The 24,058-nt window shown below is 46.2% G+C and carries 24 protein-coding genes; 8 read left to right on the top strand and 16 right to left on the bottom strand.

The genetic code is table 11. The annotated features are described in order from the left end of the window. Window position 1: 1 nt before the first annotated feature. Window positions 2–478 carry a nucleoside deaminase gene (locus tag D104_RS21230; RefSeq protein ID WP_024022651.1) on the top strand — a complete coding sequence of 159 codons (477 nt, stop codon included), beginning with the start codon at window positions 2–4 and terminating at the stop codon, window positions 476–478. 115 nt (window positions 479–593) lie between these two features. On the opposite strand, the gene D104_RS21225 is transcribed toward D104_RS21230, so the two are convergent. Next, entirely contained in the window at window positions 594–803 is a 210-nt protein-coding gene (locus D104_RS21225) for a hypothetical protein (protein WP_024022650.1), read from the bottom strand. Between the two features lie 107 nt (window positions 804–910). Further along, complete coding sequence (locus D104_RS0118580) at window positions 911–2,353, bottom strand: aminotransferase-like domain-containing protein (protein WP_235075878.1); 1,443 nt, start codon at window positions 2,351–2,353, stop codon at window positions 911–913. Window positions 2,354–2,468: 115 nt separating this feature from the next. On the opposite strand from D104_RS0118580, the gene D104_RS21220 reads away from it, so the two are divergent. Continuing rightward, window positions 2,469–3,080, top strand: a complete 612-nt coding sequence (locus D104_RS21220) for a LysE family translocator (RefSeq protein WP_024022648.1) — start codon at window positions 2,469–2,471, stop codon at window positions 3,078–3,080. 20 nt (window positions 3,081–3,100) lie between these two features. Here D104_RS21220 and uraD read toward each other — a convergent pair whose 3' ends face one another. Next, window positions 3,101–3,622, bottom strand: a complete 522-nt coding sequence (gene uraD / locus D104_RS21215; RefSeq protein WP_024022647.1) for a 2-oxo-4-hydroxy-4-carboxy-5-ureidoimidazoline decarboxylase — start codon at window positions 3,620–3,622, stop codon at window positions 3,101–3,103. 219 nt (window positions 3,623–3,841) lie between these two features. Here uraD and uraH point away from each other — a divergent pair, with 219 nt between their 5' ends. The 3 genes from uraH to D104_RS21200 all read left to right on the top strand — a co-directional run bounded on the left by uraH (window position 3,842) and on the right by D104_RS21200 (window position 6,834). Further along, on the top strand, window positions 3,842–4,222 hold the full coding sequence (gene uraH, locus D104_RS21210) for a hydroxyisourate hydrolase (RefSeq protein WP_024022646.1): 381 nt from the start codon (window positions 3,842–3,844) through the stop codon (window positions 4,220–4,222). A gap of 247 nt (window positions 4,223–4,469) precedes the next feature. Beyond that, window positions 4,470–5,624, top strand: a complete 1,155-nt coding sequence (gene hpxO, locus D104_RS21205; protein WP_024022645.1) for an FAD-dependent urate hydroxylase HpxO — start codon at window positions 4,470–4,472, stop codon at window positions 5,622–5,624. A 229-nt stretch (window positions 5,625–5,853) separates the two neighbouring features. Beyond that, the gene (locus D104_RS21200; RefSeq protein ID WP_024022644.1) at window positions 5,854–6,834 is read left to right on the top strand and encodes an aldose epimerase family protein; all 981 of its coding nucleotides are present in this window, start codon (window positions 5,854–5,856) and stop codon (window positions 6,832–6,834) included. Between the two features lie 125 nt (window positions 6,835–6,959). Here D104_RS21200 and D104_RS21195 read toward each other — a convergent pair whose 3' ends face one another. The 10 genes from D104_RS21195 to D104_RS21150 all read right to left on the bottom strand — a co-directional run bounded on the left by D104_RS21195 (window position 6,960) and on the right by D104_RS21150 (window position 19,847). Further along, window positions 6,960–8,042, bottom strand: a complete 1,083-nt coding sequence (locus D104_RS21195) for an ABC transporter substrate-binding protein (protein ID WP_024022643.1) — start codon at window positions 8,040–8,042, stop codon at window positions 6,960–6,962. A 156-nt stretch (window positions 8,043–8,198) separates the two neighbouring features. Then, window positions 8,199–8,429, bottom strand: coding sequence for a hypothetical protein (locus D104_RS21190; protein WP_024022642.1), 231 nt, complete (start codon window positions 8,427–8,429; stop codon window positions 8,199–8,201). Between the two features lie 18 nt (window positions 8,430–8,447). Beyond that, window positions 8,448–9,224, bottom strand: a complete 777-nt coding sequence (gene etfB, locus D104_RS21185; protein ID WP_024022641.1) for an electron transfer flavoprotein subunit beta — start codon at window positions 9,222–9,224, stop codon at window positions 8,448–8,450. Further along, the gene (gene etfA, locus D104_RS21180) at window positions 9,214–10,476 is read right to left on the bottom strand and encodes an electron transfer flavoprotein subunit alpha (protein WP_024022640.1); all 1,263 of its coding nucleotides are present in this window, start codon (window positions 10,474–10,476) and stop codon (window positions 9,214–9,216) included. The genes etfB and etfA overlap by 11 nt, the downstream gene beginning before the upstream one ends. Further along, window positions 10,476–12,392, bottom strand: a complete 1,917-nt coding sequence (locus D104_RS21175) for a (Fe-S)-binding protein (RefSeq protein ID WP_024022639.1) — start codon at window positions 12,390–12,392, stop codon at window positions 10,476–10,478. The genes etfA and D104_RS21175 overlap by 1 nt, the downstream gene beginning before the upstream one ends. A 12-nt stretch (window positions 12,393–12,404) precedes the next feature. Next, window positions 12,405–14,468, bottom strand: a complete 2,064-nt coding sequence (gene dgcA, locus D104_RS21170) for a dimethylglycine demethylation protein DgcA (RefSeq protein ID WP_024022638.1) — start codon at window positions 14,466–14,468, stop codon at window positions 12,405–12,407. A 79-nt stretch (window positions 14,469–14,547) separates the two neighbouring features. Continuing rightward, a complete protein-coding gene (locus D104_RS21165; protein ID WP_024022637.1) occupies window positions 14,548–15,093 on the bottom strand; it encodes a DUF5943 domain-containing protein in 546 nt (181 codons plus the stop codon). A 2-nt stretch (window positions 15,094–15,095) separates the two neighbouring features. Further along, window positions 15,096–16,073: a dipeptidase gene (locus D104_RS21160; RefSeq protein ID WP_024022636.1), complete on the bottom strand. Its 978-nt coding sequence runs from the start codon at window positions 16,071–16,073 to the stop codon at window positions 15,096–15,098. Window positions 16,074–16,512: 439 nt separating this feature from the next. Further along, a complete protein-coding gene (locus D104_RS21155; RefSeq protein ID WP_024022635.1) occupies window positions 16,513–17,208 on the bottom strand; it encodes a VC0807 family protein in 696 nt (231 codons plus the stop codon). Window positions 17,209–17,630: 422 nt separating this feature from the next. Beyond that, window positions 17,631–19,847 (bottom strand): GGDEF domain-containing protein, encoded by a 2,217-nt coding sequence (locus D104_RS21150; RefSeq protein WP_152531132.1) that lies wholly within the window; start codon window positions 19,845–19,847, stop codon window positions 17,631–17,633. Between the two features lie 300 nt (window positions 19,848–20,147). Here D104_RS21150 and D104_RS21145 point away from each other — a divergent pair, with 300 nt between their 5' ends. The 3 genes from D104_RS21145 (at window position 20,148) to gloA (ending at window position 22,888) form a co-directional block, all read left to right on the top strand. Further along, window positions 20,148–20,945: a M48 family metallopeptidase gene (locus D104_RS21145; protein WP_031214414.1), complete on the top strand. Its 798-nt coding sequence runs from the start codon at window positions 20,148–20,150 to the stop codon at window positions 20,943–20,945. Window positions 20,946–21,401: 456 nt separating this feature from the next. Then, window positions 21,402–22,277, top strand: a complete 876-nt coding sequence (locus tag D104_RS21140) for an MYG1 family protein (protein ID WP_024022631.1) — start codon at window positions 21,402–21,404, stop codon at window positions 22,275–22,277. Between the two features lie 86 nt (window positions 22,278–22,363). Beyond that, entirely contained in the window at window positions 22,364–22,888 is a 525-nt protein-coding gene (gene gloA, locus D104_RS21135; RefSeq protein ID WP_024022630.1) for a lactoylglutathione lyase, read from the top strand. Window positions 22,889–23,010: 122 nt separating this feature from the next. On the opposite strand, the gene D104_RS21130 is transcribed toward gloA, so the two are convergent. The 3 genes from D104_RS21130 to D104_RS37435 all read right to left on the bottom strand — a co-directional run bounded on the left by D104_RS21130 (window position 23,011) and on the right by D104_RS37435 (window position 23,949). After that, entirely contained in the window at window positions 23,011–23,319 is a 309-nt protein-coding gene (locus tag D104_RS21130; protein ID WP_024022629.1) for a type II toxin-antitoxin system RelE/ParE family toxin, read from the bottom strand. Continuing rightward, a complete protein-coding gene (locus tag D104_RS21125) occupies window positions 23,307–23,564 on the bottom strand; it encodes a type II toxin-antitoxin system Phd/YefM family antitoxin (protein WP_024022628.1) in 258 nt (85 codons plus the stop codon). Before D104_RS21125 ends, D104_RS21130 begins: the two co-directional genes overlap by 13 nt. Window positions 23,565–23,796: 232 nt before the next feature. After that, a complete protein-coding gene (locus D104_RS37435; protein ID WP_024022627.1) occupies window positions 23,797–23,949 on the bottom strand; it encodes a hypothetical protein in 153 nt (50 codons plus the stop codon). Window positions 23,950–24,058: the final 109 nt, after the last annotated feature.

Raw genomic sequence — 24,058 nt, 5'->3', positions numbered from 1 at the left:
TATGACATTAAATACAAAAGACACTGGCTTTTTACGCCAAAGCTTTGCCCTTGCCGACGAAGCAAAACAGCAAGGCATTCACCCTTTCGCTGCGATCTTAGTGGATGACAAAGACAATGTGATCATGTCGCAAGTAAACGGCTACTTGCCAGACTTCGATATGACGGGTCACGCTGAACGCAAGTTAATGACGCGCGCCAGTAAAGCACATCGCCCAGATTTTCTCGCAAAATGCACCATGTATGTGTCTGCAGAACCTTGCGCCATGTGCGCAGGCGCAGCGTATTGGGCAGGATTAGGCCGCGTCGTTTATGGGCTAAGTGAAGCAAGACTCAAAGAAATCACAGGAAATCATCCAGAAAACCCAACGTTAGATTTGCCGTGTCGCGCGGTGTTTGAGTCGGGGCAACGCAAAGTCGAAGTCATCGGCCCCTGCCTTGAAGACGAAGCCGCGGCACTGCAAGAAGGCGTTTGGTAAAAAATCACCCGAGGCCTTAAAAGGCGTTACGAGCGAAGCTAAGAAGGGGGAAATTCTGCTGACTGAAACAAAAAAGGACTCTGTTTTAGAGTCCTTTTTGCTTTTCTGAGGCGAATTAAAGGTTAATCTGATTAAGTTTCAATGAGGCTTTATCCACCTTAACCATCTTGGCCAATACGTCTTGCAACTCATCCATATTGTTATATTGAGTGGTTGGATCGTATTCGTCTTTGTAATAGTAACCTTCTTTATTAAACACTTGGCCGAGCTGAAACTTATCGCCCTTTTCGCCACGCCCACAAATCAAATAGACATCAAGTTCCATAGATACTCCAACCAATATAAATAAGAATGATTATTATAATCGCAAAATAAACGTAATGAAAACAGCGGATTCCGTTATCACCATTTAAAACGATAGAAAATAACAACTCAAATCACCACGTCTTGTTGGCTATTAAACTGCACCAAGGCACCTTCAAACTCCGCTATGCCTTCTTCAAAGTCGCTTCGGGTGTTGAATCCACCAAGGGAAATTCGCAAAGCGTTCAGGCCCATGGTCGTCGTTGATGACGCAGGATGACGAAATAAATCGGCGGTTCTGACTTTGACATTATTGGACAATAAGAAGACATTGAATTGGTTTACATTGATGTCATTCGGTAAGCAAAGCCACACATTTAAGCCACCACAACGGGTCGTTAACCGGTATTTTTCTGCCATGGTTGTGAACGCTTTCTGGCGATAGCGCATTTCGCCTTCTAGCAAAGATTGGTTGTGCATGAAGCGTTCGCTGGTTAAGAAGCGTGTTGCGAGCTCAAAGTTTAATGTCGAGACCATCCAACATTGGCTGTGAATATTGGCGTTGAAAGCTGGCTGCCATTCTTTGGGAACAAGGCTGTAAGCGACTCGTAATCCACCCGCAACGTATTTCGACAAGCTCGACAGATAAAACACGCGATCTGGTGCTTGTTGCTGCAAAGGTAAGCGCCAGTTTTCTGGCAAGCAATAATTCACATCGTCTTCAACGATATAAAAACCGTATTCACGACTAAGCATCACGATGCGTTCTAATTGAGCGTGCGAATACTGTATGTTGGTTGGGTTTTGCATATTCGGCGTGATGTAGAGCAGTTTTGGCTTATATTGTTGGCAATATTCTTCTAATACCGCTAAATCCAAACCTTCTGGTGTCATCGGTACGCCCAAGGGGGTTACACGGTTGGCATCGACCGCTCGGAAAAATCCGGGGTACGCCAATTCTTCATGCAGCACGCAGTCGTTTTCTTTGGTGAGTATTTGCAGACAAGTATAAATGCCCTGCTGCGCGCCTTGAGTAAAGACGATGTCATTGGTCTCTATTTTGATTTTTTTACTGGCTAGCCAATCTGTAAAGACCCGCTTGTGTTTGGCTACGCCTTGCGGCGAATACGTCATGATTTGAGTGACCGCAACGAGATCTTGGGCAAGCTCACTTAATGCGTTTTTCATTAACATCTGCTGACCGAGCATTGGCTGCATGCTGGACGCGAAATCGTATTCTTTGACGCTGCTCTTTGCTTGAGAATCGATGTCATCCGTTTGATGACTTAACGTATTCGTGCGCGCCGAACTCGGCAAATTCACGTAGGTGCCCGCTCCGAGTTTTGCGCTGACGAGCCCTTTCTTTTCCAGCAAGTCGTACGCTCGGGTGACGGTGCCGTGAGTGATCATCAGTTGATCCGCCAATAGCCTTTGTGCAGGCAGCTTTTTCTGGTCTGGCAGCGTTCCTGCCAAAATGGCTTGCTCAATTAACCATACTAGCGCTTTGTATTTTGGCTGAGCCAAGCACACTTCATCGAACGCTGCTTTACTAATATTCCAAATTGTATCCATAACAATAAATAAATTGCCCATAATTATATTGTGTGAGAATCTTTATAAGTACAATACAGCACAAATTGTATTGATACAATTATAGATTGTAGACTGACTTTTTTGGAATAAAACGATGAATACCGCTTTATTAGAATTGATTCCCGCACTCGCTCTTTTCTGCCTTATCAGCACGATAACACCAGGACCGAACAATATTTTACTTGCTCATTCTGGCGCTAATTTTGGCATAAGACGCACCTTGCCGCACGTGTTGGGCATTCGTTGTGGCATGACACTGCTGCACATTGTTATTTTGTTGGGCTTAGGGGAAATATTTAGACTCTGGCCTGTTATGCACGATGTTTTTACCTTTATTGCCGCAGGTTACATTGTCTATATGTCGGCTAAAATCGCCTTCGCAAAAATGCACAGCTCCAAGAACAGCTTAAAACCGATGACCATTCTACAAGCCGCCTCGTTTCAGGCAATCAATCCAAAATCTTGGGCGAGTCTTATGTCAGCGAGCACGTTATTTACCTTAACAGGCGATCTTTTTTGGCCATCGGCGTTTTTGTGTATTATCGCGTTTAACGTCGCGACGCTACCCGGCACGTTTATGTGGATCACCATCGGCAAGCTGGTTTCAAGCAAACTGCAAGATCCGACCTTTCACCGCTACTTCAACATGCTAATGGGCATTTTATTGTTAACGACCTTGCCTATGATGTTTGTCCAAAACCTATAGCGGAGCACTCATTCAATGTTTTATAGACTGGCCAATCTGAAGCCTGCAATTTTATGGACTTCGCTCATGGCTCGATCAAATTCGGTTTTCCAGTCGTTCGGTGTTCTTTCTTCAAAACCGGCGAGGATTTGTGCTTTCGTCGCGCCTTTCACCGCCATGATAAAGGGAAAGCCAAAATTGGCTCGATACACATCGTTCAACTGAAGAAAGTGCGCCAACTCTTCTTCAGTACATTGATCCAGCCCTGCATCAGATTGTTCAGATTTAGAGGCGTCTGTTAAGGCTCCAATCAACGCCGTTTTTCCGGCTAAGTCTGGATGAGCGCGTAATAACATCAATTTTTGTTCGTCTGAACTCTGCTCTACAATGTCCGCCATCGTCTGTTTTATTTTGTCTAAATGATCAAAATAGCCCTCTGGCTGTTCCGCCTTTTGCCGCCACAATTGTTCCGCGACCCACTCTGAATGCTCATATATTTCACTGAATAAAGAGACAAAATCCGCTTCGCTCAATTGGCTATACACGGCGTGTTGGTCTTGCATAAATACGTCTCCAAATATCGATGGTATTGATAATAAATAATGGTCTAATCTCAATCTAATACCAATAAGAACCCTTAAAATAACAAAAAAAACAGAAACACATGGCACAGATATTGATCTATATGAAACAATATTTTCAAACGTATTTCACGCATATCCGCTTCACTTGCAAAAATTAGGCAAGGTAAGCCAAGATTTTTTAGAATTGAGGAAAAAGCAATGGGACACTTAACAACACACATTTTGGACACAACAAAAGGCGTTGCAGCCGCAGGCGTCACAATACACCTTTACAAGAATGCTTCTGATGGTCTGCGACAACTTATTCATAGCACAGTGTCAAACCATGATGGGCGCTGTGACCAACCGTTACTGCAAGATGCCCACTTCAAAGCCGGTGTGTATGAGCTGGAATTCGCCGTTGATGCCTATTTTTCGAATCAAGACAATACTCAAGAAAACAACCAAGATAATCAAACAGTGCTGCCTAGCTTTTTGAACACCGTGGTGATTCGTTTTGGCATCAATGATGAAAACGCCCATTATCATATTCCGTTGTTGGTATCGCCGTATTCATACAGCACGTATCGAGGCAGCTAGCCTCGATCAAATCACCTCAATAAGAAAAAACGCACCAACATTTCCCTACTCGCACCAAGATAAATCACTTTTCTGTCCCATCGGTCAAAGATGAACATTACCTTTTTCTCTTTGACTGTATCCAAAATAACAACACACCACGCCAAAACAAAGGTTTCACGTATAAAAATATAGGTTCATTTGTTTCATGGCATATTAATTGCGAATGAACTCCTTTAATAGACGGTTAACGTTCAAGGAGAATCACATGAAAGCATTAGTTATTGGCGCGGGTATCGGTGGCATGTCAACGGCAGCAGCTCTAAAACAACAAGGGATAGAGTGCGAAATTTTTGAAGCGGTCAAAGAAATAAAGCCTGTTGGCGCCGCGCTTTCCATTTGGTCTAACGGCGTGAAATGCATGAACCACCTTGGCATGGGTCATATTATGGATTCGCTCGGCGGCCCAATGCACAATTTAGCGTATCACGATGGCATCAGTGGCGCGGTGATGACGCAATTCAGCCTTCGCCCTTTGGTCGAATCCGTTGGCGAACGCCCTTGCCCCGTTTCCAGAGCCGATTTACAGAGCCAGATGATCGACTGGTGGGGACGCGAAAACATTCAATTTGGCAAACGCCTTGAAAAAGTCGAACAAGACGACCACGGTGTCACCGCGTATTTCACCGATGGCAGCGTAGCAACTGGCGACATGATGATTGCCGCGGACGGCGCGCGCTCCGTGGTACGTGAACACGTTATTGGCTTTCAGACGGAACGCCGTTACGCAGGATATGTAAACTGGAACGGTTTGGTTGAGATCAATGAAGACATCGCACCCGCTGACCAATGGACCACCTTTGTAGGAGAAGGCAAACGTGTTTCTATCATGCCTATCGCCGGTGGTCGTTTCTATTTCTTCTTTGACGTGCCGTTGCCAACAGGTTTAGAAGAAGACAGAACAACCCTTGTGTCCGACCTAAAAGGTTATTTCAAAGATTGGGCAAAACCCGTTCAAGTTCTCATTAATGCGATCAACCCAGACACCACCAACCGTATAGAAATTCACGACATAGACCCTTTCGACACGTTAGTAAAAGACAGAATCGCCTTACTTGGCGACTCCGCACACAGCACTACACCAGACATAGGCCAAGGCGGTTGCTCGGCATTAGAAGACGCCGTCGTGCTCGGCCAATGTTTTGCAAAGACAAAAAACATTCAAAGCGCGCTCAAACAGTACGAAGAAAAACGTCGCTTTCGCGTTAAAGACCTTGTACTTAAAGCCCGCAAACGCTGCGACGTAACACACGGAAAAAACATGCAAGAAACCCAAGCTTGGTACGACGAACTACGACAAGAAAAAGGCGACAATATTATTGCTGGACTGCACAACACCATCGTCGGTGGGCCGCTGGCTTAACGTCATTACCGAAAGTATTTATCTAATACTGCTTTTCATCCACCGCTCTCTCTTCAAGAGGGCGTTCTCAATACAAAAAAACAAATGCCGTTCGGTAATAGTTTGAATAATAAAATCATCGACGACGCCTTAAAAACAGCGCAGTATTATCCCCATCATTTCATTATAAAAATAACTGTTGATTAAAGTGAAAGCCATTAGCTTCGCTTCTCTAGAAAAGGACACTCCCGTGAATCTCGCACCAGACCTTAACCAAGTTCAATTTGTTACGCTTTCTAACACTCAACTCAAAGTGACTATTTTAACCTTAGGCGCCAGCATTCAATCGGTTTACCTGAATGGTTACGAGCACTCCTTAGTACTTGGTGCTTCAAAACTGACGGACTATCTTGGTTCAGCAAAATACTTTGGTGCAGTGGTGGGAAGAGTCGCGAACCGTATTAACAAAGGTCACGCTGTGATTGATGGAAACGTCTATCAACTTCCACCCACCTTACCAGAAGCGCATCACTTACACGGTGGCCCAGCAGGAACCGGCAGTAAAAACTGGTCGATCATCGAGCAAACAGACGACATGGTTCAATTGCAAACAAAGCTTGCAGATGGTGAAATGGGGTATCCGGGCAATATGGTCGTCGATGTGTTTTATCGATTGCTGGACAGCACGTTAGAAATGGAAATAAAGGCCACCACCGACAAACTGACCATTTGTAATTTTGCGGGACACAGTTACCTAAACCTCGATGGTACTGGCTCAATTTTAGATCACCAACTTAGCGTCAAAGCAGACCACTATTTGCCTGTCGATGCGAGTTTGATCCCCACTGGTGAAGTCACACCAACGGCTGGCAGCGCGTTTGATTTCCACCAGCTGCGAACCATTGGCCGCGAGGACTATCCAGAGCTGGACACCAATTTTTGCTTGTCCTTGATCAATCGTCCAGTACAAACGGTTGCCACACTAAAAGCGCCAATCACTGGCCTCACCTTAAATTACCAAACCACCGAACCTGGCATACAAGTGTACGATGGTCGACACATCCACCTAGACGCCGATTCAAACATTAATAAAGGCGAACTAAACGCTTACGCTGGCGTCGCTCTCGAAGCACAACACTGGCCAGATGCCATCAATCAATCGCACTTTCCGCCCATTTTACTCGCACCAGAAGACACTTATCAGCAAATCACTCGCTATGAGTTTGGTTAAGTCTTCAGCAATGAGTTGAAATAAGAAGAGATCAGCAAAGCAAAACAGATGAAAAAAATAGATAAAACAAAAAAAGGGCGTTTTCTATTACTAGAAAGCGCCCTTTAATTTATAAAAACCAAACTTTATAACGCGAGAGTAAACGTCCCTTCTGGCGTCACGGGTAAGTATTTTTTGTAGAAATCCAAATAATCGTCTTCAGGGTTCACATCCGCAAAGACGTCCGGATACATTGCTTTCGCATAAAATGCGATCAACGCACTGTCCATAATCGTACGACATGCGCCATGGTAAGCACCGTACATACGGTTATTTTTCACCGCCGTAATAGACGACCAACCCATGCGTTTTTTGAAGCCTTCTAAACGTTCCGTCGCTTGCGCTTTTGTTACGCCTTGACCCATGATCATACCATCTGGTGCGTTGGCACTTTCATAGCCAGTAATAACAATAACATCCGGATTAGACGCAATCACTTGCTCTGGGTTTAACTTGCCCCACCATTCCACAAAAGGCGCGGAAATATTGTCGGCGCCGGCCATAGTAGAAATCGCACCCCACATATTTTTACCAAAGGTGTAACCCATTTCTTGAACGCCCGCGCCCGCGAATTCACTGTACACTTTTGGCTTTGGAAGATTGGCGTCAGCCAATCGCTTCTCGATCATATCCACTCTTGCTTTGTATTCACTGGCGATCTTTTTCGCGCGTTTTTCTTGCCCCGTCACCACGCCGATCAGCTCCGTACTTTTGATATGACGATCAAGCGTTTGTGCATTGTAATCCACCACAAGTACGGGAATGCCAGCATTTTGGATGCGCTCAATGTCGGTGCCAAGCCCTTTGTACTGCCAATCCGCCAGAAGCAACAAATCTGGGTTTAAACTAATGACTTTTTCGACCGAAAACGTTTGAGTATCAACACGGCCAATTCCCGGAATATCATCCAAAGAAGGGCGGTGTTTCACATACATTTCCCAATTCGCTTTACGTGCTTGCCAGATGTATTTAGACATACCAACAACCTTGTCATAAGCGGCTTCTGTACCAATAGCCATGTAGTCTTCAGGGTAAAAACCCACGATGACTCGTTGAGCTGGCGCGTTAAAAGTCACATCACGATTTAAAACGTCTTTGACTGTAATTTGATCCGCCCATGCAGCACTCACCACAAAGGTGAACAGAAGCGTAATGAATGACTTAAACATACTAATGCCTTACGTTATGATTTGTACGCGCATGATAATCGTTATCAAATAAGAATGGAATATGTAAATCGAAAGAGACAAAGAACCTACCACAATCTCTCAAGAAAAAGAGGGAATTGATATTGCGACAACGTGTAGGGTTCTTTTAAAAGGTCGTTATGCAAAAGCAGCGATGACGCTAGAAACTTCTGGCAAAACGGTGGTGGTGTCCTTTTGCATTTCCATGCAAAGGTCTTTTACGAATGGTGTTTGCTCTGGGTACGCTTTCAGCCAAGACAATACCGTAGTTTGTACTTCTAGTAGGTTTTGTTCTTGGGTTACTGGTGCACCTAAAGCGATCAGTTTTTCTTTAAAATCTACTTCGTCAATCAAGTCTACGATCATCATGAGATATAAAACCTTTTTCTAACGAATTACTTTTTCTTCCAATAAAAGATCAAAAATAGCCTGTGCTTTTTCAGCCGGCGTTCCCTGTTTTAACACGTTACCGCCTCCGCCGACAGGCTTTGCGGTGGCCGCTTTAAATCGATCCGCGGCGTTTTTCGCTTTCACTACCTTCATGCGTTTTGCTCTTGGCTTCGCTGGGCTAATTGCCCAGCTGGCGGCCATATTATCCGCCGTCTGTTCCGCGTCAAGCACCGTGATACTGGCTCGAATCCCTGGACCATAAGCCGATTGACGAGCGTCTTTTGCGGCGTTATCAACCGTTGCAATAAAAGGCAAAGACACCGTAACCGCACGACGCTGACCACGAGGTAACGCCAATAAAACGTCGGCTTTGCCATTTTCTACATGAAGAATGTCCGCGACGCGAGACAATAATGGCCAACCCAATTTTTCAGCCAATAAATACGGCAACATCCCTGATGATTCGCCACTCTCGGCACGAATCCCCATCAGCACAACGTGCGCGTTATTCTCTGTTAAGAAGTTACCAATGATTGGCAGTACATCGCTATAGGACTTTTGTCGTAGAACTGTAAATGCGTCCAATCCCATGCCAGCGTATTGGCGCAAAACAGGGTTTTCTGGGTCGCCCGCATGCACCAAAGTCAAATTTTTTCCCGCCAGCTTCAAACCTAACTCTACCGCTCGGGCGTCCTGGTCTGCACGACGAGATCGGTCCGATTGAGGGTGACGCCCAACCGACACCAAAGAAACCACATTGACACTAGGCTGCATTGTGCTTCTCCTCTTGAACCTTAGATGCATGATGCTCTTGAACCAATTTCGTCAACTCTGCTAAGACCGCTTCACTGTCCGCAATCACAGCCAAGTCCGCGCGTTTTACCATGTCGCAACCTGCATCGGTATTGATCGCCACAACCTTTCCACACTGGCCAATACCCTGCATATGTTGTATCGCACCGGAAATCCCCACCGCCAAGTACACGCGCGCCGTCACCCAAGTACCCGACGCGCCGACTTGGCGAGTGCGAGGCATAAAACCATCGTCCACCGCGACACGGCTTGCGCCTTCGGTCGCACCCAATACGCTGGCGCACTCGTGAAATTGATCCCAGTTATGAATGCCGTTGCCCGCCGAGAGAATAAACTCCGCTTCGGCCAATGGAACCGCATTGGGGTCCACCGACATTAAGCCTTTATCCAACAACCTCGCAGGCACTTGATCATAAGACTCAACAGAAAGAGACAAGACTTCGTGACGCGTTTCATCAATAGCTGTACCGCACTCTTCTAATAACATCAGAATACGTGGCGTTTCCCGCGTGATGTCGGTACTCGCTGAAGCACCACGGCACACTGTTTGTGTTGTCGACACTTGCCACGCTTGCGTCGCGGGTCTTTCGCCTAAACGGGCCGCCAACCGAGACGCCAAATCGGTGCCGCCATTTACACTGTCTGGAAACAACCAATGCTCAGGCTGATATTGCGCCTCGACCTGCATCAAGGCACTTAATCGTGCTTCTGGCGTAAAGCCGTCGAACACGTCGCTCGATAAGTGAATAAGACGATCCACGCCTGCCAAATCAAATTGGCTTTCTTTGCTCTCACCAAAACAGACCGCAACCACCGCCATATTGGCCGATTTCCCTGTACCCTTCTGTGCAATTAAACTATGAGCCAGCCCTAAAATGTCTTTATCTTGTGACGTTAAACGCCCACCAACCATGTCAGGCACGACGACTATATAGCCGTCGGGGTTCACCACTTGATGCAAGGGCAAAACAACCTCTTGCGCAGTGGAAACGCGTTTTTGACGGTTCACCGTACCTGCGAATGCATTCGCCCTATCGATGCGCTTTAAGCCATTCGGTCCGATAAAGCCAACAAGGTGCGGATTTTTCCGAATCAAGCCAGATGGTCCACGCACTTCACCTTGTTCCGCCAACATCATGCTGGCATGAAGTGGGTGCAAGCGATTACGCGCTATTCTTTCCGCTCGTGGGTCACGTCGAATGAGGTTGCTCATCAGTGCGCCTCCTCAATTAGCTGCCCAGCTAAGATTTCCGCGATGTCTTTTACCACAGGGCGAGGTTCGACTACGCCTTCTAGCATCGCCGTACATTGCTGACAACCCACCGCGACCAGTTCTGCGCCCGTGCTGACCACATCTTCCATGCGCATATCGGCAATGCGCCGCTCGCCCGGAATGTCGGTAATCGGTGCGCCTCCGCCTCCGCCACAACAACGTGAGCGATAACCAGAACGCTCCATTTCAGCGACATCAATTCCCAACGACGCCAACAGTTCACGCGGCGCGTCGTACTCGCCATTGTAGCGCCCTAAATAACACGGATCGTGGTACGTCACTTTGCCGCCTTTAAAGGTATCCAGTTGCAAACGGCCTTCTTGAACAAGTCGATTCAGAAACGTTGTATGATGCAAAACCTCCACGCTAGCCAATGCATTTAAGTCCGAGTCAAAATCAGCGTATTCATTTCGCAAGCAATGAAAAGCATGCGGATCGGTCGTGACAATGGTTTTAAAACGGTATTGAGACAAGATTGCCAAATTACGTTTTGCCAAATTTTGGAACGTCGCATCGTCGCCTAAACGACGCGCCACATCGCCGCTGTCTAATTCTTCATCACCCAAAATCGCCACGTCCACATTGGCCGCTTTTAGCAATTTGACGAAAGCACGAAGAATCCGCTGACTGCGCATGTCAAACGCGCCGTCAGACACCCAAAACAGCACATCCGCTTGTTGCACATCTTTCATTAGGTTCAAGTTTTGATCCGCCGCCCAATGGGTTCGGCTGGAGGGAGAAAAGCCATTCGGGTTATCGGTCGCGATAATATTTTCGAGCACTTGCGCGCCCTTGTTCGGCGTGTCGCCTTTTTCAAGAGTCAAGAAGCGACGCATATCAACAATGGCATCCACGTGCTCGATCATCATCGGGCATTCTTCCACACAGGCTCGACACGTCGTACACGACCACAGCGTATCAGGGTGAATCAATCCATCGGTAATAATCTGATCTGGGCCGCCTTTTGCATTACCCACTTCCACATTAGGATAAGGGCTGCCCGCGTATTTTTCGTCTGTGCCGCCCGCAAAGCCGACCACCATGTCTTGAATAAGTTTTTTGGGATTCAATGGCTGACCCGCCGCGAACGCAGGACAAACCGCTTCGCAACGTCCGCATTGCACGCACGCATCAAAGCCTAATAATTGGTTCCATTTAAAGTCGGTTGGTTTCGCCACGCCATGTGACGTCTCGCCTAACACAGCGGCTTTTAACCCTGTTGAACGACCACCGCCAAAACGTTCTGGTCGACGATGAAAAGCCAAATGAAGTGCACCCGCAAACGCGTGCTTCATCGGCCCGCCCCACGTCATGCCAAACAGCATTTCTACCAAGCTTGCCAAAATACAAAACGACAACACCACGGTTAATAAGCCACCACCGAAGCCTTCTGGCAACACGCCTGCAGCAGGCAAGGTCAGCACAAAGAAGGTAATCGAAAAGGTTAGCAAGCTTTTTGGTAAACGCATCCACGGCCCTTTTGAAAGGCGTGAAGGCGGATTCAAACGGCGCTTGAACACAAACACTGCACCGTAAAACATCATCACCAAGGCGGCCAATAACAACCAAGCGAGCACTTTACTGTCGACACCAAACAAGTGAACAAACACCACCAACAGCATCGCCAAGACAAAACCGCCGCCCGTGGCAACATGCGTTCTGGATATGTATTTATCGCGTTCCACCACATGATGAAGATCATGCAAGTAACGCTTCGGCATCGCCATCAAACCGGCGATCAAGTCCACTTTATCCGCTTGGCCTGCGCGCCATAAATTCATACGACGCACCGCACCAATCCCAGCGAGCACAAGAAGAACCGCAATCAGAGTCGGAGTTAACCAATCAAACATCATGATCTTTATCTCCTAAAGATCCTTGCACAAACGCAAAGCATCATACATCGCCGCATGAATATTGCGCTGAGAAACACTGTCCCCTAAACGCCACAAAATCATGCCTTCCGCGTCTTGTGATAACACCGGCTGAGGCTGGATAGCAAAAAGCGCTTCGTTATCAATTTGTCCCTTATTGCGCGAGCTTTCTTTCAAGGCGTAATAAAGGGCTTCATTCGGTTTTGTGCCGTTTTCGACCACCACTTGATCGACCACGCGCTCTTCACGTTGTGCGGTGTATTCGTTTTCTAATACGGCGACCAACTTGCCGTCTTCGCGGTAGACTTTTTCCAACAGCATGTCCGACGTCATGATGACTTCTTTCTCATAAAGTGAACGGTAATAGGTCGGGAAAGTGGTGCCGCCAATGCCGACACCCGGTTTAATATCATCGGTAACCAATTCCACCAGCGAGCCTTTCGACGCGAGATAATCCGCCGCCGACATACCAGAAAATTCACAAATCGTATCGTAGATCAGCACGTTTTTACCCGGTTCCACCTTGCCACTGAGAATGTCCCAAGTAGACACCACCAAGCCTTCTGCTGCGCCCCATTCTGGATTCTGATCCAAGAAAGGACGACCGCCCGTGGTCAAGATACACACGTCTGGTTTCAGCGCTTGCACCAAATTTTCGTCCGCTTCTGTGTTCAAACGAATGTCCACGCCTAACCGCTCCACTTCCATAATTAACCAGCGTGAAATACCGGCGATTTGGTCTCGTTGTGGCGCTTTCGAAGCAAGGACAATTTGCCCGCCAAGCTCGGCGGCTTTTTCAATTAATGTCACCTTATGACCACGTTCCGCAGCAACACGCGCCGCTTCCAAACCGCCAGGACCACCGCCAATCACCACCACGTTACGAATCATGCCGGTGGTTTTTTCAATAATGTGCGGCAAGCCCATGTATTCACGAGACGTTGCGGCGTTTTGCACACACAAGACATCCAAGCCTTGATACTGACGGTCGATGCAATAGTTCGCACCAACGCATTGGCGGATTTGATCGACCTGATCCATTTTGATCTTGGCGATAAAATGCGGGTCGGCAATATGTGCGCGCGTCATGCCAACAAAGTCCACATAACCCGCCTCTAAAATACGTTTGGCTTGATTCGGATCTTTGATGTTTTGCGCGTGAATCACCGGTACATTCACCACTTCTTTAATGCCCGCTGCCAAGTGCAAAAACGGTTCCGGCGGGTAGCTCATGTTCGGAATCACGTTGGCTAATGTGTTGTGCGTGTCGCAACCAGAACCGACCACACCGAAATAATCGACCATGTTGGTGGCGTCGTAATATTTCGCGATCTGCTTCATGTCGTCGTGGTTCAAACCATCAGGATGAAACTCGTCGCCGGTGATGCGCATACCAACCACAAAATCTGGGCCGACTTCGGCGCGCACGGCTTTTAGCACTTCCATGCCAAATTTCATGCGACCTTCAAACGTGCCGCCCCATTCGTCGGTGCGCTTGTTTACGCGTGGCGACCAGAACTGATCGATCAAATGCTGATGCACCGCCGACAATTCCACGCCATCTAACCCGCCTTCTTTGGCACGACGAGCCGCTTGGGCGAAATCCGCGATCACCCGCCACATTTCTTCCTCTTCGATGGTTTTACACGTCGCACGGTGAACGGGTTCACGGATGCCAGAAGGCGACATCAAGTTCGGCCAGTTTTCACCATCCCAACGGGAACGACGACCCATGTGGGTAATTTGGATCATGATCTTGCCGCCGTGTTTGTGCACTGCGTCGGCAAGATTTTGGAAATGAGGAATAATGCGATCGGTCGACACATTGACCGAACTCCACCAGCTTTGTGGGCTGTCGATCGACACCACACTCGACCCGCCACAAATACACAGACCACAGCCGCCTTTGGCTTTTTCTTCGTAATATTTCACATAACGATCGGTCGTCATGCCGCCATCGGTGGCGTACACTTCTGCGTGAGCCGTACTGACAATACGATTTCGGATGGTTAATTTATTGATGTTTAATGGCTCGAACAACGCATCATATTGGGACATAACAAAACCCCGCCTAACTGGCAAAAACGTGAAAATGGATCATGAAAATAGAGAGCACCTGCCCGCGCCCTCTTCTCAATTAGAGTGGAGAGATATCAAAATAGCCGACATCGAAACCTTCCTCTGCACCGCTCTGGGTTTGAATCGCCTTGGTACGAACCGCCAACCCTTTGCTTTCTAATATCTGATCCAATGCGCCGGCAAACCAACCTGTGAACATGTAATCTATCTTGCGGTTTACTTTGCCACCGTGGATTTTTTCATAGTGATACACAAAGGCTGAATTTTCTAAACGTACTTTTGCGGTGCCGTTTTCGATGTCCAATTCTTCTGTGATGAAAAAGCCCCAGCCACGTTGTGATAGGCGGTTCAAATAATGATGCCAGATGGCTTCACCATCAATTCCGTGGCATTCAGATTCTTGTTCACACCAGTAATACGCTGACTTATAACCGGCTTTATACAGAATATCCGCGTAACGCTCGGCGCCAATTTCGTCTTCAATGCCCATGTGATTGTTCACAAAAAAGTGACGCGGAACGTACAGCATTGGCAAGGCGTCCGTCGTCCAAACACCGGTTTCGTCGTCTACTGCTATTGGCATTTCTGGCGCATGTGTTGTCATCGTTATTCTCCCCATACATTTTTTAAGAGCGACACCCAGTTCTCACCCATAATTTTCACCACCTGACGCTCGCTAAAACCGTGCTTCAGCAAGGCTTCTGTCAAGTTCGGGAAATCGCCAACGGTGCGCATACCGAGCGGATTTATGATCTCGCCAAAACGCGTCAAACGGCGGGCGTAGCCTTTATCGTGAGTGAGATATTCGAAGAAGTCGTAACCGTGGCCTTGGGTAAAATCCGTGCCGATGCCAATCGCGTCTTCACCGACGATGTTGTAGATGTATTGAATGGCTTCCACATAGTCATCTATAGTGGCGTTAATACCGGCTTTTAAGAATGGCGCAAACATGGTGACGCCGACAAAACCGCCATTGTCGGCAATGAATTTAAGTTCTTCGTCGGTGCGATTACGTGGATGTTCTTTTAGGCCCGCAGGCAAACAATGGGAATACGCGACGGGCTTTTTGGATTCGATAATGACTTCTTTCGCAGTATTTGGCCCAACGTGAGACAAATCACACAACATGCCGACACGGTTCATTTCCGCGACGATCTCGCGACCATACCCCGACAAACCGCCGTCGCGTTCGTAACAGCCAGTGCCGACCAAGTTTTGTGTGTTGTAGCACATCTGCACGATGCCCACGCCAAGGTCTTTGAAAATCTGAACATAACCAATTTGATCTTCAAACGCATGCGCATTTTGAAAACCCATCATCACGCCCGTTTTGCCTTCGGATTTCGCGCGGTGAATGTCTTTCGTGGTGTAAACCTTGGTCAGTAAATCGCTGTTGGCTTCGATCAGTTGATTCATCTCAACCACATTGCGAACCGTGCCTTCGAAGTTTTCCCAGAACGACACAGTGCAATTCGCTGCCGTCAGCTTGCCCTTCGCCATGTCTTCGAATAACTCGCGGTTCCACTTAGCACAAATTAAACCGTCAATAATAATGGACTTATCGTGTAGCTCTGCTGCGTTCATTGTTTTTCCTTCCCCATTGGGTAAAACAGTAATGAACTCAGTGTAATTTTTCAGTACGAAGGACAGCTGGCTGGAAACGACTAGAGGGAGACTAAAAGCGACTTGGTCTCAAAATCACTTTAAAACCATTTTTTTGTAAGTCGTCCTTCAGAGCGACAAAACGTGATTTTTCATGATAAGTTTTTTGTCGGCATAAATACCGACCTACAAGTGATTGGTCTGTAGAGTTTTTTTAGGTCTCGGCTTAGCCCGACAACGTAGATTAAAGGCCAAGGGTCAAAAAAGGTTGTCGGGGTCAGATCAAGAAATAGTTTTCTTTGATGAGCTAAAGGCACCAAAACACCTATTGATCAGCAAAAGTGGCCGATAAGCTTCAGCCTATTTTTGCTCTGACCCCGTGCGCATATTTTTGCTCTGACCCAGTGCGTAGAAGGCAGGGTTATTTCTTAACGAGTAAATCTTCTATGTTTAAACCGGTTGCTTTATGAATGCTGCGCCACAGGTAATAAAAGATCGCCATTAGCATAATCATCGAAGGAATGGCGATCATGGGATAACTGTACAGCGTCATCTGACCCAACTCTTCGTTGAAGGCTTCAGTGCCCGCTGGGCTGGTGACAATCCACTTCGCCAGTATGTAATTCATCGTGGCAGAAAAAGCAAAAGAACCTGCAATGAAATACGTCGCTCTCATTAACGTTTTTTCAAATGCCGCGGTACTGTTGTGCTCTTCCAGCTTTTGTTTAATCATGTCGACATCCATGATCGACGCATTAAAAAGTAAGGCCCGCACCAAGGGGTAAGGCGTAAAAGTAGAGACCAAGACCACAATGCCGATAATGCTTGGAATCGCCGCTTCTTTAATGGCCAACCACTTGTTGTCTAGCTCGAACAACCCAATGCTGCCCGTGAGCAACACACTCACCAAACCCAACAACGCAATAAAGTTAAACTTCTTGTATTTAATCAGCTCAAAAAGCCCCCACCCCAATGGAAACGCCAACGCTGCGATCAAACCACCGCTAACGCCCAACCGGTCGTCACCGCTTAACTTCATTAAAATAACCGACGGTAAAATGACACTAACGATAAGATCCACCATCGGGCGTGGCTTGTGTGTAGGTGAGCTATTCATAATTCTAAAATTCCAACATAAAGACTAATGGCGACCATCATAAAGGAAAAAGTGCATGGAGGGACATAGACAATGGTTTTAGTAGGAAGTGCCAGAGGCTTTGAGGATTTCATCCAAATTTCGTCAGCCTCGGAACCAATGGCTCCCTCCCCTTTTGTCTTCCAAGGGGAGGGTTAGTGTGGGGTTAATCTCTTCCTTGAGTTCCATTCGAATGCTTTGTATTCCCGACCTTTATTTCGCCCCGCTGGGCGTGTGACTTTTGCCAATCGATGCAAAAGTAACCAAAAAATCTTTTATCGGGCTTTCGCCCAAACGTCTCACTCACTTTATTTAATGACATGTTTAACAAGACGATTTATACCGTAAGGCATAGATTGTTTTTTTATGGTCAAGATAATACTGCTGATCACTGGCTTATTAATCTACTTTTCCGTCACGCGGATGCAGTTGCGACCGTTTTCTTTGGCTTGGTACAAGGCGGCGTCTGTTTGTTGGAAGAGTTGTCGCGGGTCTTCAATCAGTTCGGGCCAGTTTGAGATGCCAATTGAAATGGTGATGTTTTCAAGTAAATTCCCTTCGTAGGCTATTTGTGTTTTTTCAACGGCAGCTCTTAGTTTCTCGGCCTTTTGTAAGCAGTCTTCACTTTTTACGTTAGGCATGACGACAACGAACTCTTCTCCCCCTAAACGACACACAATATCGCCGTCGTGAAAAAAGTGGCTCAGTAAATTAGCGAGGGATTTTAGTGCTTCATCTCCTGCGGGGTGGCCATAAGTGTCGTTGAAGTTTTTAAAGTAATCAATATCGCATATCAACAGGGACAAAGGTTGTTGATGCTTTTCAACCACTGCGATTTCAGATCCCATGACTTTAGAATAAAAACGTCGGTTTTTTAAGCCTGTAAGCTCATCTTCATAAGAAAAGCGTTGCAGTTCTTCCCGTAAGGCTATATTCGCCAAGGTGATGTTTATTTTTTCTACTGCTCGTTTTAGCAGTTTCATGAAGTGCAATGTAGGATAGCCATTTAACACTTCTGTTGCTTGAACTTGTAGCAGACCAACATGGCGAATAGAACCTTGCTGATTAACGACTCTAAACGGAAATTCGCCCTGTTCGTTATTAATCTTTGGCTTGATCGCCTTGTTGATATTTGGAGCGAGTGTGTTAGTGGCTTGCCCCCAACTACGAACGTTTTGCCATTCCCCTTCAACCATCACGTGAAATACACCGAAAAAAGGCTCGCAAATCGATTCGATACTTTTCGCTATTTTTTCCATGCCAACTTCTAGTGTATGGCAGCTTTCCAATTCAAAGATGAGGTCACTGATAATTTCAACTTTCTCCTGTCGAAACAGTAACCCATTGGCGCGCAGCGCTTCTTGCTTAGCCATCATACTAAGCTGTTCGGTACGCTCAATGACTTTAGACTCAAGTGATACATTCAGTTTCGCTAATCGTCGCTGAGTCGACAGGTAATGATTAAAAGACAAACCTATAATCGCGATAGAAAATAGCAGCGCACCACTAGAAACAGGTACAGAACTCCATGATACCCAGTTATGAGCAACGGCCATGTCTAGCATCAACACGGCACAAAAGCCAAAATACGCCAGAATAAGTAATTTTTGCTCCAAACGAACACGCTTAAACACCAATAAAACAGAAACCAACAGCAAGACTAGACTCACAATGAACATGCCATCAAATGCTGGGTAAAGCTGAGTAAGAGCAAGGATGCCAGACACGCTCCCTATTCCGGCTATTAATATGAATACAAAGTGAGCACGCCACAGCCAATGAAAATGGCGAACCTCTAAGCCTGCCTTTGACAGCCACTCAGCCAATAACATAAACATCGGAATCGGCAGTAAAAAGTACGCATACGCACCGATATAATTCCACAGTAATGGGTGATCCCAGATTAGCTTCATTGCGGGAATGTCTCCCAACACTAACCCCGCTGCCGCCAGAGAAAAGAGACATACATTAAGAAATTGGCGACGCTGCCCTTTGAGCAGGGAGAAAATAGCCGCCATCAATGCGATGAAGATTGTCACACCTGCGACAATAAAGCCTTGTAATGACTCTTCGATAATTTGTTTTAAAGCATCCACTCGCTCGGTGAGCTTTCGCTCTCCCCAAAAGCCAATGCTTAAATAATCTGAATACACTCGAAAATAGAGGGTTTTGCCAGCAAAATCCTCTGGCAGAGTAATCATATGCCAAGGCCAACCAGCGAATTCCCCAGCACCATTTTGGTCAAATTGACCATGTTTATAAATAGGCGTCCCGTCCAAATACACTTCTGCTAGCAGATCGATGCTGGATGCATAAAACACAGGATCTCTAAAGGCCTGCTGTGGAAGCGTTATTCGAAACCAAACATTGTGATGAGCACCACGAGCGGGAGGGTTAGCCGGAAAAGCAATGGATTGCCAGTCCGCTAAGCTATCTTGTTGAGTCCATAAGGGAATACCGTCAGCATTAAATGGTGAGTCTCCCCACGCATATTCCCAACCGTTATCTAAAGAAACGTCCTGAGCAAATACATTCGTAGACGAGCACAATACTGCCGTAGCAAAAAACAACGAAATACAATAAAAACATGCTGTCTGTAATTGATTAAATCTAGGCTTCAAGATACAACTCAACCAAAGTTTATGGTAAGAGAATGAAATGCATCTTTTACATTTCAAACTTTAGTCGCTTTCCTTGCTCTAAGAGATAGGCTCTTCCCCCTGAGCATTTAAACATCCTAACGCAAAGTAGATATTGTTATTGTAAAGAATCGTTTAGGATTGTAGCTAGCTACCCCATAAAACAGTAAAACGATTCCGATGACCTTAACTCAATTTGCTTCTAACAAATGCCCTTCTCTATAATGGTTGTCATATTCAACAATCCATGCAGTTTTGGAAGGCTGTTTTATCATGGTGTTTATGAAGGTTTCTTTTAAAGCCGCGCTGGCGGCTACCTTGGTTGTGATGGTGGGTTGCAGTTCGTCTCCGACGGGTCGTAAGCAGTTTGCGGTGTTGCCTGATAGCCAGATGGATACCATGGGCGTTGAATCATTTGCCGAAATGAAGAAAGAAACACCGGCATCGCCCAATGCGACATTACGAAAGCACGTCCAATGTGTGGCGGACACACTGATTGCGGTTTTACCGAATAAATACCGTAACCAAGAGTGGGAAGTCGTGTTGTTCGACGATGAGCAAGTCAACGCGTTTGCCTTGCCAGGCTATAAAGTGGGGGTTTATACCGGCCTTTTAAAAGTAGCGGAAAACCAATCTCAGTTGGCCGCCGTGGTTGGGCATGAATTAGCGCATGTCATCGCTCGACATGGTAATGAGCGAGTGTCAACTCAGTTCGCAACAAGCCAAGCGCTCGCCTTGGGCTATCAACTCAGTGGCGAAGATTCACCCGAGAAAATCGTGATTTTCCAAGCTTTAGGCATAGGTGTGCAAGTCGGTATCATTTTACCCTTTAGCCGAACTCATGAATCCGAGGCCGATTTGTTGGGGTTAGAATACATGGCAAAGGCAGGATTTGATCCACGAGAAAGCGTTCAGCTTTGGCGTAATATGAGCACATGGACAAACAGCAAAACACCAGAACTGTTGTCGACGCACCCTTCCCACTCAACTCGCATTGATGATTTGGAAGACAACATGTCGCCAAATTTGGCCACATACAACGCTTTGGTCGCGCAGAACAAACAGGCCAAGTGTTATTAAATTGAATTCCTACACAATAAAAACCGAGATGTTACTTTGAAGTCATTACTTAAAATGATCACGTCTCGGTTTTTCGTCTTAGTCGTTTGTTTGTCAAATCAAGACAAGTAACAAATACCGCTCTTCCAAGTGTTTTCTATAACGTGCTGTATTGAATAGGTCTTCACTTTGGATAGCTTTGTCGAAATCGACGCTTTGCGCCATAGACGCTTTGTTCTGGGCGGCGTACATGGCACCATCGGTCTCATGCTAGAAGATTAGCGTAATAATATGAGGGTTGTAACGTATTTCGCCCTATTATTGATTGGAAAGTCTATGCTTATTGGTTTTTACGCACACCTGACTTCGCTGCTGTTATAATGAACGGTGTCACCCACAATGAAAACCCCGTAAAATGCCGATTTTTAGTACGTGTGTGCTGTTAAGTGAAATGACATCAATAAAAGAGACCACAGAATGACCGAACAAATTCAAGTAATCACAACACACAATGGCAATTTTCACGCAGACGACGTATTTGCCGTAGCGGCGTTAAAACACCTTTTTCCGTCTGCAAAAATAATACGCACACGTGACTTAGACGTCATGGCCAAAGCCGACATAGTGTTAGACGTAGGCGGGATATACGACGCAGAACAAGGTCGTTTTGATCATCATCAAAAAGGCGGCGCTGGCGCACGAGAAAACGGCATTCCGTTTTCATCCTTTGGCTTGATTTGGAAAAAATACGGTCTAGAAATATGCGCCGGTGATCAAGAAGTCACCAACGCATTGGATAAAAATTTAGTCTCCACCATCGACGCGATAGATTGCGGACACGTAGAAGGCGTACAAGCAGGCATCAGCCTGAGCCAAACCATCTCCATGTTTAATCCAACATGGCAAGAAGAAGGCGATTTTGACGCCTGTTTTGACGAAGCCGTTGCCTTTGCCTCGCGTATATTAACTCGCTTTATAGCCGCCGCCAGCGGTGGCGTAAACGCAAAAACCATCGTCGCCAACGCCATCAAAAAAGCCACGGACCCAAGAATCATCGTGTTAGAACAATACACACCGTGGAAAACCACCGTACTTAGATTATCGCAAGACGCCTTGTTTATGGTTTACCCGTCGCAAACCGGAGAGTGGCGCATACAAACCGTACCCGTTGAACTCGGCTCATTTGAAGACCGTAAAAAACTGCCTGCGCCGTGGGCAGGCTTATCGGATAAAGAACTACAAGACGTCACCGGTCTAAACGATGCCATGTTCTGTCATAACGGCTTGTTTATCGCAGGCTGCGCTTCGTTTGAAAACACCATGAAAATGGCAGAGATGGCGTTGGAGTACTAACGGAATAACGTCAAAAGGGGGTTGGAATTTCACCGCCAACCCCCAGCTCCTAAGTTAATCATTCATTACCACAAGGGGGTACAAATATGAGTCGTCATTTTGAACAAGCCGAAGGCTTGTGTGAAGAAAAAGACCCAGCAACGAACGGCTTTGTGTTCAACCAAACCATGTTACGCATCGCTGACCCTGTGCGCACTCTCGATTTTTATACCCGAGTGATGGGTATGACGCTATTAAAGAAACTCGATTTTCCAGACATGAAATTCAGTTTGTATTTTCTGACTCACGGTGAAGATTTCTCCGATATCAGTCACGATGATTCAGAACGAACGGCACAAACCTTTGGCCGCCCTGCCATGTTGGAACTGACCCATAACTGGGGTGATAACGCAGACACTGAGCAATATCACAATGGTAACAGCGATCCTCGTGGTTTTGGCCACATTGGCTTTCATGTGCCCGATCTAGAAGGCGCGTGTCAGCGTTTTGAGACGCTCGGAGTACCATTTCAGAAGAAGCTAAGCGATGGCAAAATGAACAACATTGCCTTCATCAAAGACCCCGACGGCTATTGGATTGAAATATTCGATGCAAGCCGCATGGCAAGTTAAGCAACATTAAACAAAAAGGCCCCTTTGAAACATGACAAAGGGGCCTTTTTTCTGTTGTGTCATTTCACAGCTGGGCAGTGGATAAATCGCCTAAAAAGCAATTGAGTGATCGACAATTGTCTCTACCTAACTCCCACCGACAATAAAAACTTCCGCAGGTCTCTTTCTTGCCTAAGCACATGCAGGATATAAACGGAGTTCTGTTCTACTTTGTAAAAAACGCGACAAGGATTAACAACAATTTCTCGATAATTTAATGCCGAAATTTCTTCGGGTACTTTACCTGATTCTGGAAAATTCTCGAGTCTCTGCACCTGGCTGAACACATTTTCAACTAACTGCTTAGCGGCTTGTAGATTACTAACAGAAACATACTCAGCGATGTCGTTTAAATTATCTAAGGCTGGCTCTGTCCAAATTATTTGAGCCATTTACCCATCTTCTCTTTGGCCTGATCCATACCCATAATTCGACCATCTCGAATGGCCTGCTCCCCTTTCGCAATCCCTTCTAGAATCTTCATCCGCTCAACCATTAACTCGTAATCAGCAACATCTAAAAGGTAAGCAGACGGTTGACCATGCTCTGTTATGAGAATTGGTTCTTTGGTTTCATGTAAATCGGCAAGTAGTTTTGTTGCTTGCCTCTTTAACGTTGTAACGACTTCCGTTCTCATAGTGACACCTCCATAAGTAAAAGTATCACTATAGTATCACTTCACACTTAAAAAACTAAGAGCGATGTTTAGGGTTAAGTAAGGAATAATCTTTCGGTTTGATTTGGTTAGCTCATGGTGGGCAAGCAAAGGTCTTTTGCGCCAAAATAGCGTTAGATCGAGAGAGAATAAATATAGGGCGGAATGAAGCACCACCCAGTGGGGTTATGAGAGCGTTATCTGTTCCTTATTACTAGCCTTTGTTCACGCGGCCTTTATTTGATTTTTCGTTTCTCTTCTGTTTCTTGCGGTTATTTTTCTCGGTAACAATCTTGATGGCTTCATCCTTGGTTAAATTAGGATGCTTAGCGATCAGTTCTTCCACTTTGGTGTCAAATGCGGTCATTTATAAATCTCATGTATTAAGGTACGAACAAGGTTTGTATTTTAGCTCAGGAAGGGCATAGAAGATAACAATTCTTAGCAGCGACTGATGTGAGTTTTTTGAATCTAGG

It is taken from the genome of Marinomonas profundimaris, from assembly GCF_000508165.1.
Classification (GTDB): domain Bacteria; phylum Pseudomonadota; class Gammaproteobacteria; order Pseudomonadales; family Marinomonadaceae; genus Marinomonas; species Marinomonas profundimaris.
Note: the sequence above shows the minus strand (reverse complement) of the source record. Positions and strands in the feature narration are given on the sequence as shown.